Raw genomic sequence first — 17,304 nt, forward strand, 5'->3', positions numbered from 1 at the left:
GGTCATGTCCTTGCGGCTTGCCACGGTCGGTATGAGGATCACGCATTCCATTCCGGTGATCCTCGGGGTTGTCGTGGTCAGCTTCTTGCTGACCCGCGCCCTCCCCGGCGACCCTGCGGTCTATTTCGCGGGGCCCGCCGCCGACGAAGCGTCCATCGCCCAGGTGCGCACCGCGTTGGGACTGGACACGTCGCTGCCCGAACAGTTTCTGGTCTATGCAGGCGATGTGCTGAAAGGCGATCTCGGCCAGTCGATCTCGACCGGGCAACCGGTTGCCGAGGATCTGGCGAACCGCCTGCCGGCCTCCCTCGAACTCACCCTGACCGCGCTGCTGCTGTCCTGCGCGATCGCCATCCCGCTCGGCGTCCTGGCGGCGACCCATCCGGGCTCCGCCATCGATCACCTGTGCCGCGTGCTGGTGACGGCCGGCGTGTCGCTGCCGACGTTCTTTACCGGCATCGTCCTGATCTACGTTTTCTACTACCTGCTCGGAATTGCGCCGTCGCCGCTCGGCCGGCTGGATTTCATCTACATCGAACCGGACCACGTGAGTGGCTTCTATCTGATCGACGCGGCTCTTGCCGGCGATTGGGAAACCTGGTTCGGGGCGCTGAAGCAGCTCATTCTGCCCGCGACAACTCTTGCCCTTTTCACCCTTGCTCCGCTTGCCCGGATGACCCGCGCCGCCATGCTCAGTGCCCTGTCGTCGGACTACATCCGAACCGCCCGCGCGGCCGGGCTCACCGAGAACAGGGTGCTGTTCACCTATGCCTTTCGCAACGCTCTCCTGCCGGTGATCACGACGCTCGGCATGGTGTTTTCATTCACCCTCGGCGCCAACGTTCTGGTGGAAAAGGTCTTCGCGTGGCCGGGCATCGGCTCTTATGCCGTCGAGGCGCTGGTCGTCTCCGACTATGCGGCGGTCCAGGGGTTCGTGCTGGCCATGGCGCTGCTTTTCGTGGCGCTCAATCTGGTGATCGATCTCGCCTACACCCTGATCGACCCCAGGATCGGATTTGAAACCAGATGACCGACGCCGTTTCAAACTCCTCCGCTCTGAATCGAACCGATGGTGCGCTGGCACACTTCATCTACGTGCTGAAGTCCAACCCGGTGACGATGCTGGCCTTCGCCATGTTCGCGGTGCTGATCGCGGTCGGTATCCTCGGACCGGCCATCGCGCCCTATGATCCGCTGGCCTCCAACGCGGCCAGGGCCCTTGAGCCACCGTCGTGGCAGCACTGGTTCGGCACGGACAATCTCGGCCGCGACGTCTTCAGCAGGGTGATTGTCGCGACGCGGCTGGACCTTGCCATCTCCGTTGCGGCGGTTGCCCTGTCCTTTGTTGTCGGCTCGCTGCTTGGCAGCATCGCGGGCTATTGGGGTGGCTGGCTGGATGCGGTGCTGAACCGGGTGTTCGACACGATCATGGCCTTTCCGCTCTTCGTTCTGGCGATGGGCATCGTCGCGGCGCTGGGCAACACGGTCGAGAACATCGTCTACGCGACGGCGGTCATCAACATTCCCTTCTATGCCCGCCTTGTCCGGGCGGAGGTGAACATCCGCCGCGAGGCGGGGTTCGCCCAGGCCGCCAAGCTCTCGGGCAATTCGGACATCCGGGTCCTGGCGCTGCACATCTTCCCGAACGCGCTGCCGCCGATGATGGTGCAGGTGTCGCTCAATCTCGGCTGGGCGATGCTGAACGCGGCAGGCCTCAGCTTCATCGGCCTGGGCGTCCGCCCACCCACCGCCGAGTGGGGGATCATGGTCGCGGAAGGCGCGAATTTCATCGTTTCCGGCGAATGGTGGCTGGCCTTTTTCCCGGGCCTGGCGCTGATGTTTGCCGTCTTCACCTTCAATCTCCTGGGAGACGGGCTGCGAGACATCGTCGACCCCCGGCAACGCTCATGAGCCTTCTCTCGATCAAGGACCTGAAAGTCTCCTTCAAGACCCGGCGGGGCGTGGTTCAGGCCGTGCGTGGTATCTCGCTCGAGGTCGGCAAGGGTGAGATCGTCGGCATTGTCGGGGAATCCGGATCTGGCAAATCCGTGACGTCCTATGCCCTGATGCGGCTTCTGGACAGGGGTGGCACGATTTCCGGCGGCGACCTTGCCTATGGCGGCATTGATCTGAAAGCCGCCCGGGAAAGCACCATGCGCGACCTGCGCGGCCGCGAGATTTCCATGATCTTCCAGAACCCGCGGGCCGCTCTCAATCCGATCCGCAAGGTCGGGCACCAGATCGAGGACGTTCTTCGGCGCCATGCCAAGGCGACACGCTGGACGGCGCGGGCGGAGGCGATAAAGGCGATGGAAGCCGTCCGGATTGCCGATGCCGGGAAACGCTACGACGCCTATCCGTTCGAACTTTCGGGCGGCATGTGCCAGCGGGTGGTGATCGCCATTGCGCTTGCCTGCGACCCGAGGCTGCTGATTGCCGACGAGCCGACGACCGGGCTCGACATCACCACCCAGAAGGCGGTGATGGACCTGATTGCCGACCTGATCACCGAGCGGGGCATGAGCGCCCTGGTGATCACCCACGACCTCGGCCTTGCCGCCCAGTACTGCAAGCGCATTGTCGTGATGAAGGACGGCGAGATCGTGGAGGAGGGGCCCTCCGCGCGGATCTTCGCAGCGCCCCGTCACGACTACACGCGCAAGCTGGTGGACGCGACGCCGCGCGCCGGGGTTTCCGTGCGCGACCTGCTGCTGCCCGATCAGCGCACAGCGCTGCCGGCCCTGCCGAAAGCCGAAGCTCCGCTCCTGCAGGTGAACAATCTCTGCAAGACCTTTCAGGGCAAGTCCGGGCCGGTTCATGCGGTGCGGGATATCTCCTTTTCGGTGAAGAAGGGGCAGAGTGTCGGCCTGGTCGGGGAATCGGGCTGCGGCAAGTCCACCACGTCGTCCATACTGGTCCGCCTTGCCGATCCGACCAGCGGTGAGATCCTGTTCAACGGCGAGGATCTGGCCAAAATACCGGCGAGATCCTTTGCCGGGGATCCCCGGCGCGCTGCGATCCAGATGGTGTTCCAGGATGCGACCGACAGTTTCAATCCCCGCCACACCGCGCGCCATTCCATCGCGGAGCCGCTGGCGCGCCTCGCCCGGCTGTCGCGCAAGGAGCGGCGGCAACGGGTCGGGGAACTGGCTGACCTGGTCGGTTTGCCACAGACGTTGCTCGACCGTTTCCCGCACCAGCTTTCCGGAGGGCAGAAAGCCCGGGTCGGCATTGCCCGCGCGATCGCGCTCGACCCGGAATTTCTGATCCTGGATGAACCGACGGCGGCGCTCGACGTCTCGATCCAGGCGATCGTCCTGAACCTTCTGGTCGATCTGCGGGCCAGGCTCGGCATTAGCTACCTGTTCGTCAGCCACGATTTGCACGTGGTCCGCCTTTTATGTGACGAGGTGATCGTCATGAAGGACGGGCAGATCGTGGAACGGGGGGCGTCCGACGAGGTGATGACGGACCCCGCCCATCCCTATACGCGCACGCTTCTGAGCGCCGCGCCCCAGCCCCCAACCCTGATATCTTCAGCGGTAAGGGCTACCGAATGACACAAGAAAATACTTGAGGTTTCGATGTTCGACCTGCCTTTCACATTTCAATCGCTCAAAGCAGCTTACCGGTCTGGCATGTCTCCCCGGGATGTGGTCGAGGAAGTTTACAGGCGGATTGATGCTATCGGCGATCCGGGGATCTTCATCTGCCTGTTCGACCGGGAAGAAGTGCTCGCCACAGCGGACACCCTTGCTGACTACGATCCGGAAAATCCGCTCTGGGGCATTCCCTTCGTCATCAAGGACAATATCGATGCCGGGGGCAAACCAACCACGGCCGGGTGTCCTGCCTATGAATATCATCCGGACGCGGATGCCTATGTCGTTCGGAATCTGAGAAACGCCGGCGCGTTGCTGATCGGCAAGACCAATCTTGACCAGTTCGCGACGGGTCTCGTCGGCGTTCGCTCCCCCTTCCAGCCACCGAAAAACGCGGTCGATCCACTGATCGTTCCTGGCGGCTCGTCCTCCGGGTCGGCGGTTGCCGTCGGTCACGGCATCGTCAGCTTTTCGCTCGGCACCGATACCGCCGGCTCCGGTAGGGTGCCCGGCGCGCTCAACAACATTGTCGGGCTCAAGCCCACCCTTGGCGCCTTGTCCGCTTCCGGGGTCGTGCCTGCCTGCCGCTCGCTCGATACGATCTCGATTTTCGCGCTGACCGTGGAAGACGCCTATGCGGCCTATCAGGCCGCTGCCGGATATGACGACGAGGACGCCTATTCGCGCAAGATTGCGACGCCGGATATGAGCCCTGTTCCACCGAAGCTCAGGATCGGAATTCCGGACGCCGCGACAATAGAGTTTTTCGGCGATGACGTTCAGGCGAAATCCTTCGCCGACACTGTCGCGCTTCTGAAAGCCAATGGCGCCGAGATCGAAGAAGTTGATTTCACGCCGTTCCGCGATGTTGCCCACATGCTCTACGAGGGGGCCTGGGTCGCCGAACGCCATACGGTGATCGAGGATCTGATGCGCGAGACGCCGGAGGCGGTCCATCCAATCACCCGCCAGATTGTCGGCGCGGCGCTGAAACTGAGCGCGACGGACACCTTTCGCGGCATCTACCGGTTGAAGGAACTCGCCAGAAAGACAGAACCGGTGCTCGCCGCGCTCGATCTCCTGTGCGTTCCGACGATCCCGACATTCTACAGTGTGGCGGATCTGGAGGCGGATCCGGTCGGGCCGAATTCGCGCAATGGTACCTACACCAATTTCGTCAATCTGCTCGACATGTGTGGCCTGGCCGTTCCCGTCGCCCCAAGGTCGGACGGGCGTCCGGGCAATGTCACGCTGCTGGCGAAGGCCGGACAGGACGCATTGCTCGCCGCCCTTGGAAGCCGGCTCGAACAACTTGCGCCGCACACGCTGGGTGCGACCGGCTGGTCCTTGCCCGCAGCGCAAAAGCGGTCTCAGGCGGCGGGCAAGGACGAACTCGCCCTTGCGGTCTGCGGGGCGCACATGTCCGGCATGGCGCTCAATCATGAGCTGACCGGCCGCGGCGCACGGTTTCTGGAAAGAAGCGAAACGAGCGATGCCTATTCGCTTCATGCGCTTGCAGGCGGGCCGCCGAAGCGGCCGGGGCTTGTGCGCGGGGAAGAGGGGAGCGGCACATCGATCGACCTGGAAATCTGGGCGCTCCCGAGAGAGGCCGTTGGCGGTTTTCTCGCCGGCATTCCGGCGCCGCTCGGCCTCGGCACTGTCGAACTTTCCGATGGCCGGAGCGTCACCGGTTTCATCTGCGAGGCAGCCGGAACAAGAGGGGCGGACAACATCACCCACCTGAAAAGTTGGCGCGCCTATGTGAGCGCTGCGGGTGCGCAGTCGATCGCGGCGGCGGAATAGGGCAGATGGAGACAGAGCAGGACATGCCGGACCAGGGCCTTCCCATAATCGATCTTGCACCGCTCGTTTCCGATGAGCCCGGCGGCCTTGAGACGGTCGCCGAGGAGATCGGCAAGGCGGCCCGGGGGATCGGGTTCTTCTATGTGAAGAACCACGGCATCGATCGGGAAGTGATCGAAAAGACCTTCGCGGCAACCCATGAGCTGTTCGCTCAGCCGCTCGAAGCCAAGATGACCCTGACGAAGGACTTCTTCAAAACAAATCGCGGCTATGTGCCGATGAAGGGCGAGAACCTTGACCCGTCAAAGCCTTCCGATCTGAAGGAAGCCTTCAATATAGGTCTGGATCTACATGCGGACGATCCCCGGATCGTCAACGGTGAACCGTTTCGCGCGGTCAACCAGTGGCCTGACATTCCGGGATGGAAAGAGACGGTTCTTGCCTATTTCAACGCGGTCTGGGGCCTCGGCCGGCTGATGCACAGGGCGATCGCGGTCGACCTCGACACGGATCCGGACTTTTTCGAGGACAAGCTGGACGCGCCGCTCGCGACCCTGCGGCTTCTGCACTATCCGCCGCAGCCGGGCGATGCGGAAGCCGGACAAATCGGTGCCGGAACCCATACGGACTACGGCAATATCACCATCCTGCTTCCCGATGCGGTCGGCGGACTGGAGGTGCGCCGCCGGGATGGGGTCTGGCTGAAGGCACCGACCATCGACGACGCCTTTGTCTGCAATATCGGCGACTGTCTTATGCGCTGGACCAACGATATCTATGTTTCCACACCGCACCGGGTGGTCAATGCCACCGGCCGCGAGCGCTTTTCCATCGCCTTCTTTCTCGACCCGAACCCGGAGGCCGACGTCGCCTGCATGCCGGGCTGTGCCGGTGAAGGCCGGCCCGCGAAATACGATCCGATCTCTGGCGCGGACTATCTGAAATCGAAACTGGATGCGAGCTACGAGCCGGTAAAGGCGCACGCGAGATGAGTCGAACAATTGCATAGAAATTAGCCGGAAAATGAATACGCACAAAAAATAATCAAAAATGAAGTGAACGCAGTCCGGATATCGGCTGCGGACGGAAGGGAAGGAAACGGAGGGGCCGTTGTTTCAGAAACGATAACAGTGCCCTGAATGAAAGAAGCTCAAGGAAAATCGACGCGAAATAACTTGGCACGTGCCTTGCTGAAACAAGGGACGAGGCCAGTTCGAACAGCCGGATCTTGCACGGCTAAGCAGTAATAACGGAGGACTAAATGTCAAAATTCGATCTTTCCCGCCGGTCCCTTCTGCAGTCCTCGGCTGCCGGACTGGCCGTGCTTTCAACGACTGGCCTGTCGCGTCTTGCTCATGCGGGCAACCTGACGGTCGGTATCGTCTATGTCGGCCCGCGCGACGATTTCGGCTGGAACCAGGCTCATGCGGTCGCCGCCGCGTCTCTGAAGGATGTTCCGGGCGTCACGGTAGTCGAAGAAGAAAGTGTTCCGGAGACCATCGCCGTTCAGAAGTCGATGGAATCGATGATCAACCTCGACGGTGCCGGTCTGATCTTCGCCACCTCCTTCGGCTACTACAAGCCGTTCGTGCTCGACCTGGCCGCGAAATATCCGGACGTCGAGTTCCGCCACGCCGCGCCGCTTTGGACCGAGGCCGATCCGAAAAATGCCGGAAGCTATTTCGGTTACCTGGACCAGGCGCATTATGTGGACGGCGTCGCCGCGGGCCTCTCCACCAAGTCCAACAAGCTCGGTTTTGTCGCCGCCAAGCCGATTGGAACCGTTCTACGCAACATCAACTCGTTCCTGATCGGCGCGAGGAAGGTCAATCCGGATGCCACCGTTCAGGTCATCTTCACCGGTGAATGGTCCATGCCGGTGCGCGAGGCGGAAGCCGCCAACGCGCTGGTGGACGCCGGCTGTGACGTGCTGACCTGCCATGTCGATGGTCCGAAGGTGGTGATCGAAACCGCTGAGAACCGGGGGATCAAATGCTGCGGTCACAACGCTTCCCAGGCGCCGCTGGCGCCCAAGGGCTTCATCACGGGTGCGGAGTACAAATGGGCGACGATCTACAAGATGTTCGCCAATGATGTTGCCGAAGGGCAGGCGTTGCCGAACTTCACCGGAGGTGGTTTCGACGTCGATTTCGTCCAGAACACGCCTTATGGCGCAGGGGCTTCGGAAGCTGCAATCGCCGCCGCCGACGCGGCACGCGCGGATGTGAAGGCGGGCAAACCGATCTTCACCGGCCCGATCAACAAGCAGGACGGCTCGGTGCTTCTGTCGGCGGGACAGTCCCTCGACAACTACGAGCCGTCCCTCGACCAGACCGATTACCTGATCGAGGGCGTGACCGGTTCCATTACCTGACACGGTCTCTGATCCGGAACCGCCCGGCCGGTAGCTCCCGGCCGGGCACCCCAACAGGAATTTGCTGCCGGGACACAAGCGCCCGGCACGGAAGCTGAGGTGACGGCATGGCCGAAACGGCCGATTTTCCAGGGTTGAGCAGCTCCGTGAGTGGCCTGCGCGAGTGGGGAGACCGGCTCCGCCGCTCATCGGAATTTATTGTCATACCGGTCCTCGCACTTTTCGTTTCCGGCATTCTGTTCTCCGTCTTCCTGCTGGCTCTGGGAAAATCGCCGGCGGACTTCTTTTCCCTCGTCTGGCGCGGCGGCTTCGGCACGAGTTTTTCCTGGCAGAACACGCTTGTGCGTTCCGCACCCTTGATCCTCACCGCGCTTTGCGTTGCGATTCCCGCGCGTCTCGGACTGGTCATCATCGGCGGCGAGGGGGCCTTGGTGCTCGGCGGGTTTGGCGCGGCGGCCATCGCGATCCCCATGGTGCCCTGGGCGCCAACACCGGTGCTGCTCGGTGTCATGGCGCTCGCCTCCATTGTCTGCGGCGGGATCTGGATCGGCCTGGTCGGCGCGCTCCGCCACTACCGGGGCGTCAATGAGACCATCTCGTCTCTGCTGCTTTTTTATATCGCCGTCTCGATCTTGAATTTTTTCGTGGAAGGCGCGTTGCGCGATCCGAGCGACCCGAACAAGCCGTCGACCATGCCGATCGGACGGGACAACATGATTGGCATGATCCCGGGGACCGACGTCCACTGGGGCCTGGTTGTCGGCATCGTTCTCTGCGTCCTGCTCTACCTGCTGATGAACCGGACCACATTCGGTTTTGCCGCACGGATTACCGGCGGCAACCTCAGGGCGGCGCAGGCGCAGGGGCTTCCGGTCGGCCGGCTGATGCTCGTTTCCTGTGCGATCGCCGGCGCCTGCGCCGGCCTTGCCGGGTTCCTCGAGGTCGCGGCCATTCATGGCAAGGCCAATGCATCGCTGATCGCCGGCTACGGCTTTACCGGCATCCTCGTGTCGTTCCTTGCCCGTCACAATCCGCTGGTCATCGTTCCGGTCGCTGTATTTCTTGGCGGCATCGCGGCTTCCGGGGGGCTGGTGCAGCGCCGCATGGACCTGCCGGATGCGACGGTTCTGGTTCTTCAGGGACTGATTTTCCTCGTTATTCTGGTCAGCGAGACCTTTTACGGACGTCTGCCATTCTACCGGTCCAAGGGAGAGATCTCATGAACGATGAAGCAGGTCTAGCAACGGTTCTGCTGGCCATGTTCGCCGGCGCGATCCGGGTCTCCACGCCGTTCCTCTTTGTCAGCCTCGGCGAAACGCTGACGGAGAAATCCGGGCGTATCAATCTCGGCCTTGAAGGCACGCTCGTCTTCGGCGCCATGTCGGGCTACGCGATTTCATATCACACGGGTTCCCCCTGGTTCGGGGTGCTTGTTGCCGGTCTTGGCGGCACCGTTTTCGGGGCGATCCACGGGTATCTCTGCAAGCTGCCCCGTGTGAACGACATCGCCATAGGCATCGCCCTGATGCTTTTCGGCACCGGCATCGCGTTCTTCTTCGGCAAGGCCTATATCCAGCCGCAGGCGCCGCGCCTACCATCGATCTCGTTCGGCTTCTGGGCGGAAAACCCGTCCGTCCGCCAGGCGCTCGAAATCAACCCGCTGTTCCTGATCGGCCTGTTCCTCGCAATCTTCCTCTGGTGGGGTTTGAAGAACACCCGCTGGGGACTGGTCGTGCGCACCACCGGCGACAGCGCACCGGCCGCCCTTGCGCTGGGAATCGACGTCGATCGGGTCCGGCTGCTGTCAACCATGGCCGGTGGATTTTTCGCCGGCGTCGGTGGCTCGTTCCTGTCTCTCTACTATCCGGGAAGCTGGACCGAAGGCCTGTCGTCAGGGCAGGGGCTGATGGCCGTCGCCCTGGTGATTTTCGCCCGATGGAACCCACTCTACTGCTTCGCCGCCGCGCTGCTGTTCGGAGCGGCGGGTGCGCTTGGCCCGGCGCTCCAGTCGATCGGCATTTCGCGCGGCTACCACTTCTTCAACGCCGCCCCCTACATCATGACGCTGCTGATCATGATCGCCAGCGTCTCGCCGAAGCGCTCGCTGAAGGGCGCGCCCGGCGAACTCTCCATCACCAAGTGAAAACAAGGACGCGAACCATGAGCGGTCTCGGAGGTCTCAACAAATCACCCAACGGCGTCGTGCTCGGCATGGCGCAGCTTCAACTGCCGACCGTCGTGACGAAGAGCGACCTTGCGGCGCAGACACAGGTGATCGTCGACATGGTCGGCAAGGCGCGCCGCAACATGCCGACGATGGACCTGGTGGTCTTTCCCGAATACGCGCTTCACGGCCTGTCGATGGACATCGATCCGCAGATCATGTGCTCGCTCGACGGACCGGAAGTCGCGGCCTTCAGGAAAGCCTGTATCGACAACGACATTTGGGGTTGCTTCTCCATCATGGAGCTCAACCCGGGCGGAATGCCCTTCAATTCCGGCCTGATCATCGACAACACGGGCGAACTGAAGCTCTATTACCGGAAGATGCATCCGTGGGTGCCGGTGGAGCCGTGGGAGCCGGGCGATCAGGGAATTCCGGTGATCGAGGGGCCAAAAGGCTGCAAGCTCGCTCTGATCATTTGCCACGATGGCATGTTCCCGGAAATGGCCCGGGAGTGTGCCTACAAGGGGGCGGAAATCATGATCCGGACCGCCGGTTACACGGCGCCGATCCGGGAAAGCTGGAAGTTCACCAACCAGTCCAACGCCTTCTGCAATCTGATGGTGACAGCCAACGTGTGCATGTGCGGAACGGACGGCACATTCGATTCCATGGGTGAAGGCATGATCGTCAATTTCGACGGCACGCTTGTTGCCCATGGCACCAGCGGCCGTCCTGATGAAATCATCACCGCCGAGGTCCGCCCGGACCTGGTGCGCGAGGCGCGCGCCAACTGGGGCGTCGAGAACAACATCTACCAGTTCGGCCACCGGGGTTATGTGGCCGTCAAGGGCGGAGCGCAGGACTGCCCCTACACCTACATGACGGACCTGGCTGCTGGCACCTACCGCCTGCCGTGGGAGAATGACGTCGTCCACACGGACGGAACCTCCTGCGGCTTCGACACCCCGACCCGCCTTTACGGCGACAGCAAGACCCAGGACGCAGCGGAGTAACCGGCCATGAGCATTGTCGACATCAAGACCGACGAGGACATCGCCGGGAGCGGAGGCCCGGTCGAGGCCGATCCCTATCCCTGGCCGTTCGACGGGGACCTGAGACCGGAAAACACCGCCCTGATCGTGATTGACATGCAGACCGACTTCTGCGGGCCGGGCGGTTATGTGGATACGATGGGCTATGACCTGTCGCTGACCCGGGCGCCGATCGAGCCGATCCGCAAGGTCCTCGGCGCCATGCGTGGCAAGGGGTACCACGTCATCCACACCAGGGAGGGGCACAGGCCCGATCTCGCGGACCTGCCGGCCAACAAGCGCTGGCGGTCTCGGCGCATCGGCGCGGGTATCGGCGACAGCGGCCCGTGCGGCAAGATCCTGGTGCGCGGCGAACCGGGCTGGGAAATCATTCCCGAGCTTGCACCGCTTTCGGGCGAGCCGGTCATCGACAAGCCGGGCAAGGGGTCTTTCTGCGCCACGGACCTTGAATTGCTGTTGCGCATGCGCGGCATCCGCAATCTGGTGCTGACCGGGATCACCACGGATGTGTGCGTTCACACCACCATGCGCGAGGCAAACGACCGGGGGTTCGAATGCCTGATTCTCTCGGACTGCTGCGGGGCGACCGACAGGGGCAACCACGACGCGGCACTCAAGATGGTGACCATGCAGGGCGGGGTGTTCGGCGCGGTCGCCGATAGCCAGACCTTCCTCAAGGGGCTGTCCTGATGGCCGTGCTCCAATCCCGTCCAGAAGGCGCGCGCCGTGCCATCGGCCTTGAAACCATCGGCATGACCAAGGCCTTCGGCCCGCTCGTCGCACTGGACGATGTCTCCATAAGGGTCCGTCCGGGCTCCTTTCACGCGCTGCTCGGAGAAAACGGCGCAGGCAAGTCGACCCTCGTGAAATGCGTGATGGGGTTCTACCAGCCGACAAGCGGATCCGCCCTCGTGAACGACCGGGAGGTGTCCATCCCCAATCCGAAGGCGGCCCACGCGCTCGGCATCGGCATGGTCTACCAGCACTTCACGCTGGTGCCCTCGCTCACGGCGGCCGAGAACCTGGTGATATCGCGCGCCGACACTCCGGCGGTCATCGACTGGGCGAAGGAACGCAAGGCACTGGAAGCGTTTCTGGAGACAACCCCGTTCAAGGTTCCACTCGACATGCCGGTATCCGGCCTCTCCGCCGGCGAAAAGCAGAAACTGGAAATCCTGAAACAGCTCTATCTCGACCAGAGTTTCCTGATCCTTGACGAACCGACCTCCGTGCTGACGCCGGACGAGGCCGACGAGGTGCTCGGGCTTCTGCGCGGCATGACGGAAGCCGGTGAACTGACCATCCTGATGATCACGCACAAGTTTCGGGAGGTCACCGCCTATGCGGACGAGGTGACCGTGCTGCGGCGCGGTCGCATGGTGGGCTCGGGCAAGGTCTCGGATCTTTCCATCGATGACATGAGCCGCATGATGATCGGTGACACCGCGATCCGTGAAAGCGCGGCTCGCAAGGCGCATTCGGGCGAACCGCTGAAGCTCGAGATCGCGGGCCTCTTTGCCGATGACGACGAGGAATTGCCCGCCCTCGAAGCCGTCAACCTCAAGGTTCGCTGCGGTGAAATCCTCGGCATTGCAGGCGTTTCGGGAAACGGCCAGTCCGAATTGATCCAGGTTCTTTCCGGTCAGCGGCTGCCTTCGGACGGCCGGATCTTCATCGACGGCAAGCCTTATGAGCCTGAACGAAAGCTCATGGACAGTTTCAAGGTATTCGGGTTTTCCGAGGAACCCTTGCGCAATGCGGCGGTGCCACGCATGAGTGTCGCGGAAAACATGGCTTTCCGGACCTTCGACAAGGTGCCGATCTCGCCGTTCCGGGGGTGGCTGTCGCCGTCGCCGATGCTCAAGAAGGCACGGGATCTGATCGCCGCCTACCGGGTCAAGACGCCCTCGACGGAAGAGCCGATCGAAAACCTGTCCGGCGGCAACGTGCAACGTGCGATCCTGGCGCGCGAGATCTCGGGCGAGGTGGAGGTACTGATCGTCGCCAATCCGTGTTTCGGGCTCGATTTCGCGTCCGTTGCGGAGATTCGGGCCCAGATCATGGACCAGCGCAACCGGGGCGCTGCGGTGCTGCTGGTGTCCGAGGATCTCGACGAGATCCTTGAACTCGCCGACACGGTCGCGGTGATGTCGGAAGGCCGGATCACCTACACCTCGCCGATGGACCGGACCGACCGGGCGACCATCGGTCACGCCATGGCGGGGCATCACTGATGATCACCGTCGAAGCGCATCCATTCGCCTTTGCCTTCGATCCCGCTTCGGTGGCCTTGATCGTGATCGACATGCAGAGGGATTTCATTGAGCCCGGCGGCTTCGGGGAAACCCTGGGCAATGACGTCTCGCATCTGCAACGGGTGATCCAGCCGACCGCCGACCTTCTGGCCTTGTTCCGCCGGGAAGGCTGGCCGGTCATCCATACACGCGAGGATCATCTCCCCGATCTCTCCGACTGCCCGCCTGCCAAACGCGAGCGCGGTTCGCCGAGCTTGAGGATCGGTGATCCGGGGCCCATGGGCCGGATCCTTGTCCGGGGAGAACCGGGGGCCGATATTGTTCCCGCCTGCGCTCCGGTCGACGGCGAGATCGTTATCGACAAGCCGGGCAAGGGCGCTTTCCACGCGACCGATCTCGGCGGCGTTCTGGCGAAGCTTGGCGTCAGGAGCCTTGTCTTCGCGGGCGTGACGACGGAAGTCTGCGTCCAGACCACCATGCGCGAGGCGAATGACCGCGGTTTCGAATGCCTGCTGATCGAGGAGGCAACGGAAAGCTATTTTCCGGAATTCAAGGCCGCTACGCTGGAGATGATCCGCGCCCAGGGCGCAATTGTCGGCTGGACGGCACCGCTGGCCGCCCTGGAACGCGCGGTTGAAAGGGAGCAGGTCAATGGATGAAACGTTCGATGCGGGGACTTATGTCGCGCAGATGGAAAAGGTGATGGGCCTCGCCGTAGATGATGACTGGCGCGAGGGGGTGGAGGCCAACATGGCGGCGACCGCAAGGGCGGCCGAACTGGTGCTTGCCTTCCCGCTGGAGGAAGAGGTCGAGGCCGCGCCGGTGTTCGTGCCATGACAGGTCTTCCAGGTGATCTGACCAACCCGACGGCGGCTCAAACGGTGAAAGCCGTCAGTAGCGGCGCCACCAGCGCCGAAGCGGTTGCGACCCACGCCCTCCAGACGGTCGACAGGCTCGATCCGTATATCAACGCCTTCACGGACGTGACAGCCGACCGCGCCCTCGGTGAGGCAAGGGCGGTCGACGCGGCACTTGCACGGGGCGAGGATCTGCCGCTTGCCGGTGTCGCCTATGCGGTCAAGAACCTCTTCGACATGGAGGGCGTCACGACGCGGGCCGGGTCGAAAATCAACCGGGAAAACCCGCCGGCCAGGGCGGATGCGACCCTGATTGCCAGGCTCCGTTCCGCGGGGGCGGTGCTCATCGGCGGCTTGAACATGGGCGAATACGCCTATGATTTTACCGGTGAAAACGTCCATGACGGCAATTGTCTCAATCCCCATGATACGACACGCATGTCGGGTGGATCGTCGTCCGGGTCCGGCGCTGCGGCCGCCGCCGGAATGGTCTCTGTCACCCTTGGATCGGACACCAACGGTTCGATCCGGGTGCCGTCGTCCTTTTGCGGCCTGTTCGGCCTGAAGCCGACCTTCGGGCGCCTCAGCCGCGCGGGAACCTTTCCCTTTGTCGGCGATCTCGATCACCTGGGTCCACTCGCCCGCACCGCGGAAGACCTGGCGCTTGTCTTCGATGTCATGCAGGGACCCGACAGCCGGGATCCGGCGCAGGCGGACCGGCCTTTTCTTGCCACGGTCCCGGAGCTGGCGAAGGGCATGGACGGGCTCAAGGTTGCCGTTGCCGGCGGTTATTTTCGGCAGAAGGGCATGCCGGCCGCCTTCCAGGCGGTGGACCGTATCGCCGAAGCGCTCGGAGGCGCGGACGAAATCGATATCCCGGAAGCTGCAAGGGCACGGGCATCGGCCTATGTCATCACGACGGCGCAGTCGTCGGCGCTCCATCTGGCGCGGATCCGGGCGCGTGCGGGCGATTTTGATCCCGATACACGCGACCGGTTTCTGTCAGGCGCCATGGTGCCGGCGGCCTGGGTGCAGCAGGCGCAGCGGTTCCGGAGCTGGTTCCGGACGATGATGCGCGACCTCTTCGAAAACGTCGATATCCTGCTGGCCCCGGCGACGCCGTTCCATGCCTTGCCGACGGGAACAAGGACGATCGTTCTGGATGGCGAAGAAATGCCGGCGCGGCCGAATATCGGTCTCTTCACGCAGCCGGTTTCCTTTGCAGGTCTGCCCGTGGTCACGGTTCCGGTATGGCTGCCGGGTGCGGATCTGCCGATCGGTGTCCAGGTGATCGCCAGGGCCTGGCGCGAGGATCTGGCGCTCAGGGTGGCGCACCATCTTCAGCTTGCCGGCGCAGCCGCCGCGCCGATCGCCAAACTCCGCTAGAGGGAAGGGACACATGAACGAGGCACGATGGGCTGGCCGCCACTCCGACAAGGATCTGGTCCGCAACCGCATCTGGGAAAACCTGGTCGACACCGGGGTCAATGTCGGGCCGGTGGACAGCCGGATCCCGAATTTCGCAGGCGCGGATCTGGCCGCGCTCAATCTGTCGCGGCTGGACGCCTGGAAAGACGCCCGGACCGTCAAGTGCAATCCTGACCCGCCGCAGATCCCCGTCCGCTTGCGCGCGCTCTATGACGGCAAGATCGTCTACGCACCGGTTCCCGAACTCGTCAAACCGTTTCCCTTCGTGCGCCTCGATCCCGAACGCCTGGAGAAAGAGGGCATCCAGTTCGAGCTGGCGGCCACGTCCCAGGGCTTTGTCGACTACGGCGAGCCGGTGGAATTCGAGGAGATGGAACCGCTCGACTTTGTCGTGGTCGGCTGCGTGGCTGTCACGAGGAACGGCGGACGCACCGGCAAGGGTGGTGGTTTCGCGGACCTTGAACTCGGCATATTCCGTGAACTCGGCAAGCTTCGGACCGACACGCCGCTGACAACGACGGTGCATGCCTCGCAGGTCGTGGCCAATGCCGACGTCATCATGCAGGCCCATGACAGTGCGCTGCATTTCATAGCGACGGAAGGCGAACTGATCGATACCGCGACGCCTTATGCGCAACCGGCCGGGGTTGCCTGGGACTTCGTCCAGGAGGACCAGTACAGGGACATTCCTTTCCTCAAGACATTGCGTGAACGGATAGAGGCATGACCAGCCCAATGGAGATCGACTTGCCCGAAATCAGGGCCGAAGTGGAAGCTGTCTTTGCCGAATACGAGACGGCGCTTGTGGCCAATGATGTGGAGGTTCTGGACCGGTTGTTCCTGAGGGCACCGACCACGATCCGCTATGGCGGCGGGGAAAACCTTTACGGTTATGACGAAATCGCAGCCTTCCGGTCCGCCCGTTCGTCGAAAGGCCTGGCGCGGCGGCTCGCGCGAACCGTCATCACCACCTACGGCACCGATGTCGCCACCGCATCGACCCTGTTCTACCGCGACAGCGCCCCCGGCAAGGTCGGCCGCCAGATGCAGACCTGGGTCCGCACCGCCGATGGCTGGCGCGTCGCCACAGCCCATGTGAGCGTCATCGATGCTCAACCCTGAATTTGGCCCAACCCTGAATTTTGCAATGCCCAGATGCCCTTCAAACACGGCATCCCGGTTTCAAAAAAGTCTCGGTGTTTCGCGAACGCGCCCAACAACCGGTTGGGTGTGAAGCCGCGCGGTCTCCGGACAATCTTCTCCGAAACAGCGGCGCATTTCCCGCCGATGCGAAAAACTTTTTAAAATCAGCGTTGTAAATGAGAAAGAAATGGTCGGAGTGAGAGGATTCGAACCTCCGACCCCCTCGTCCCGAACGAGGTGCGCTACCAGGCTGCGCTACACTCCGACATGATACCGGGCTGCATGGATTGAAGCCCACCGGGAACAGCGGGCAAGGCCACGCTGCGTGGAGCGTCATTTAGCAAAGCTGACCTCTTCCCGCAAGAGCTTTGCCTCGGCGCTGCCGCTTTTTTTGAATACCTTGAAAAACCGCAAGGAAACGGGCCGATCCGGCGCCGGGTTTCAAATAGGGAGACCGATCAGCCCGTCGGCCAAAAGCCCCGGCCGTTTCCCGCCGGCGCGTTTTCCTGCGGGGCCACGTGCGGCGCTGTCTTCAGGCGTGGCCGTACACCCAGAACCTTTCATACAGCCCTCACCGGCTTCCGGAGCGACCTGTCAGCCCCGCAAGATGCACCGTTTTGAAG

Annotated in this window: 16 protein-coding genes and 1 tRNA gene; 16 read left to right on the forward strand and 1 reads right to left on the reverse strand. The window is 62.8% G+C overall.

The window, feature by feature from the left end:
- Nucleotides 1-4 precede the first annotated feature (4 nt).
- The 16 genes from OA90_RS15160 to hpxZ all read left to right on the forward strand — a co-directional run bounded on the left by OA90_RS15160 (nucleotide 5) and on the right by hpxZ (nucleotide 16,660).
- Nucleotides 5-1,030 (forward strand): ABC transporter permease, encoded by a 1,026-nt coding sequence (locus OA90_RS15160; RefSeq protein WP_068413399.1) that lies wholly within the window; start codon nucleotides 5-7, stop codon nucleotides 1,028-1,030.
- Nucleotides 1,027-1,911: an ABC transporter permease gene (locus OA90_RS15165; RefSeq protein WP_068413402.1), complete on the forward strand. Its 885-nt coding sequence runs from the start codon at nucleotides 1,027-1,029 to the stop codon at nucleotides 1,909-1,911. The genes OA90_RS15160 and OA90_RS15165 overlap by 4 nt, the downstream gene beginning before the upstream one ends.
- Entirely contained in the window at nucleotides 1,908-3,560 is a 1,653-nt protein-coding gene (locus tag OA90_RS15170) for an ABC transporter ATP-binding protein (protein ID WP_068413405.1), read from the forward strand. The genes OA90_RS15165 and OA90_RS15170 overlap by 4 nt, the downstream gene beginning before the upstream one ends.
- A 24-nt stretch (nucleotides 3,561-3,584) precedes the next feature.
- The gene (gene atzF, locus OA90_RS15175) at nucleotides 3,585-5,405 is read left to right on the forward strand and encodes an allophanate hydrolase (protein ID WP_068413408.1); all 1,821 of its coding nucleotides are present in this window, start codon (nucleotides 3,585-3,587) and stop codon (nucleotides 5,403-5,405) included.
- 5 nt (nucleotides 5,406-5,410) lie between these two features.
- On the forward strand, nucleotides 5,411-6,397 hold the full coding sequence (locus OA90_RS15180; protein ID WP_208986150.1) for an isopenicillin N synthase family oxygenase: 987 nt from the start codon (nucleotides 5,411-5,413) through the stop codon (nucleotides 6,395-6,397).
- A 269-nt stretch (nucleotides 6,398-6,666) separates the two neighbouring features.
- Nucleotides 6,667-7,779 (forward strand): BMP family ABC transporter substrate-binding protein, encoded by a 1,113-nt coding sequence (locus OA90_RS15185; RefSeq protein ID WP_068413411.1) that lies wholly within the window; start codon nucleotides 6,667-6,669, stop codon nucleotides 7,777-7,779.
- Between the two features lie 107 nt (nucleotides 7,780-7,886).
- On the forward strand, nucleotides 7,887-9,002 hold the full coding sequence (locus OA90_RS15190) for an ABC transporter permease (RefSeq protein WP_068413414.1): 1,116 nt from the start codon (nucleotides 7,887-7,889) through the stop codon (nucleotides 9,000-9,002).
- Complete coding sequence (locus OA90_RS15195; protein WP_068413417.1) at nucleotides 8,999-9,922, forward strand: ABC transporter permease; 924 nt, start codon at nucleotides 8,999-9,001, stop codon at nucleotides 9,920-9,922. Before OA90_RS15190 ends, OA90_RS15195 begins: the two co-directional genes overlap by 4 nt.
- Nucleotides 9,923-9,939: 17 nt before the next feature.
- Nucleotides 9,940-10,959 carry a formamidase gene (locus OA90_RS15200; RefSeq protein WP_068413420.1) on the forward strand — a complete coding sequence of 340 codons (1,020 nt, stop codon included), beginning with the start codon at nucleotides 9,940-9,942 and terminating at the stop codon, nucleotides 10,957-10,959.
- 6 nt (nucleotides 10,960-10,965) lie between these two features.
- Complete coding sequence (locus OA90_RS15205) at nucleotides 10,966-11,688, forward strand: isochorismatase family cysteine hydrolase (protein ID WP_068413423.1); 723 nt, start codon at nucleotides 10,966-10,968, stop codon at nucleotides 11,686-11,688.
- Nucleotides 11,688-13,232, forward strand: coding sequence for an ABC transporter ATP-binding protein (locus OA90_RS15210; protein WP_068413426.1), 1,545 nt, complete (start codon nucleotides 11,688-11,690; stop codon nucleotides 13,230-13,232). The genes OA90_RS15205 and OA90_RS15210 overlap by 1 nt, the downstream gene beginning before the upstream one ends.
- On the forward strand, nucleotides 13,232-13,912 hold the full coding sequence (locus tag OA90_RS15215; protein ID WP_068413428.1) for an isochorismatase family cysteine hydrolase: 681 nt from the start codon (nucleotides 13,232-13,234) through the stop codon (nucleotides 13,910-13,912). The genes OA90_RS15210 and OA90_RS15215 overlap by 1 nt, the downstream gene beginning before the upstream one ends.
- The gene (locus OA90_RS15220) at nucleotides 13,905-14,090 is read left to right on the forward strand and encodes a DUF4089 domain-containing protein (protein ID WP_068413431.1); all 186 of its coding nucleotides are present in this window, start codon (nucleotides 13,905-13,907) and stop codon (nucleotides 14,088-14,090) included. Before OA90_RS15215 ends, OA90_RS15220 begins: the two co-directional genes overlap by 8 nt.
- Entirely contained in the window at nucleotides 14,087-15,496 is a 1,410-nt protein-coding gene (locus OA90_RS15225; RefSeq protein ID WP_068413434.1) for an AtzE family amidohydrolase, read from the forward strand. Before OA90_RS15220 ends, OA90_RS15225 begins: the two co-directional genes overlap by 4 nt.
- A 13-nt stretch (nucleotides 15,497-15,509) precedes the next feature.
- Nucleotides 15,510-16,265: a 5-formyltetrahydrofolate cyclo-ligase gene (locus OA90_RS15230; RefSeq protein WP_068413437.1), complete on the forward strand. Its 756-nt coding sequence runs from the start codon at nucleotides 15,510-15,512 to the stop codon at nucleotides 16,263-16,265.
- An 8-nt stretch (nucleotides 16,266-16,273) separates the two neighbouring features.
- Nucleotides 16,274-16,660: an oxalurate catabolism protein HpxZ gene (gene hpxZ / locus OA90_RS15235; RefSeq protein ID WP_068413440.1), complete on the forward strand. Its 387-nt coding sequence runs from the start codon at nucleotides 16,274-16,276 to the stop codon at nucleotides 16,658-16,660.
- A 209-nt stretch (nucleotides 16,661-16,869) separates the two neighbouring features.
- On the opposite strand, the gene OA90_RS15240 is transcribed toward hpxZ, so the two are convergent.
- Nucleotides 16,870-16,946: transfer RNA gene (locus tag OA90_RS15240), tRNA-Pro, on the reverse strand.
- Between the last annotated feature and the right edge of the window lie 358 nt (nucleotides 16,947-17,304).

This window comes from Labrenzia sp. OB1 (assembly GCF_001624695.1).
In the GTDB taxonomy this organism is placed as follows: domain Bacteria; phylum Pseudomonadota; class Alphaproteobacteria; order Rhizobiales; family Stappiaceae; genus Roseibium.